Here is a 921-nt window from a genome sequence, read left to right as displayed (position 1 = left end):
AGCCTGCCGAACTGGCGCGGGCTCAGCCCGGTGAACGGGGCTATCCAGGAGGGCTCCGACGCCGTGATCACACCAGACACAGCAAGATCATCTCACCAGTGACCAGCAGTTACGGGACAGCCCTTACTGATCTTTTCGTAAGTTCGGTGGGTGTGCTGGCCTTGCGAGTGGGAGGCTTTTGGGGTGGCTTATCAACCCTCGCCTTCGGCTGCCGGCTCGTCTCTTCCTCCTTTTTCGCGGCCTCACTTGGCGGAGGCGCGTCGTGTTCGGGCAGTCGAGTTGTTCGAGGACGGCGTCTCGAATGCGGAGATCGCGAGGGCGGTGGGGGTGTGTGCCGAGAGTGTGCGGCGTTGGCGGCGGGTGTGGGAGCAAGGCGGTGCTTCGGCTCTGCGGCGACGGGCAGCCACCGGACGCCCACCCAAGCTGGACGACACCCAGGTCGAGATGGTCCGGGCCGCGTTGGAGCAAGGTGCCCAGGCTCATGGTTTCGAGGCCGACCTGTGGACCCTGGAACGAGTCGGCGCGGTCGTCACCCGGACAACGGGGGTGGTGTTGTCGAGGGCTTCGGTATGGCGGCTGCTGACCGGCCGGCTCGGATGGAGCCTGCAACGGCCCGAGCGGCGGGCGGTCGAGCGGGACGAATCGGAGATCGCCCGCTGGATCGCGCACGAGTGGCCGCGCATCAAAAAGGGGCCGTGAACACACGTGCCTGGATCGTCTTCCTCGACGAATCAGGCGTCTCCCTGCTCCCTCAGATCCGCCGCACCTAGTCGCCCCGAGGGCGGACTCCGCTCCGGGCCTTGTCCCCGGATGTTGAACACGTCTATGCCGCTTGGGCCAGGGTAGTTGATGTTGGTTGGAGGGTGTTCTCGAAGGCGATCGGAGACCGCTGACCGAGGCGGGAGTGTCGGCGTCGGGTGT

General features: G+C 66.1%; 1 protein-coding gene and 1 pseudogene. One reads left to right on the top strand and one right to left on the bottom strand.

Annotation, left to right across the window (positions count from 1 at the left end):
• Positions 1–80 (bottom strand): annotated as a pseudogene (locus C1J00_RS43710) (IS5/IS1182 family transposase); the annotation flags it as partial.
• A gap of 199 nt (positions 81–279) precedes the next feature.
• On the opposite strand from C1J00_RS43710, the gene C1J00_RS43705 reads away from it, so the two are divergent.
• Positions 280–699, top strand: coding sequence for a winged helix-turn-helix domain-containing protein (locus C1J00_RS43705; protein ID WP_180989929.1), 420 nt, complete (start codon positions 280–282; stop codon positions 697–699).
• The last annotated feature ends 222 nt before the right edge of the window (positions 700–921 follow it).

The sequence above is a fragment of the Streptomyces cahuitamycinicus genome (assembly GCF_002891435.1).
GTDB lineage: Bacteria > Actinomycetota > Actinomycetes > Streptomycetales > Streptomycetaceae > Streptomyces > Streptomyces cahuitamycinicus.
This window is presented reverse-complemented; position numbering and strand designations above follow the sequence as displayed.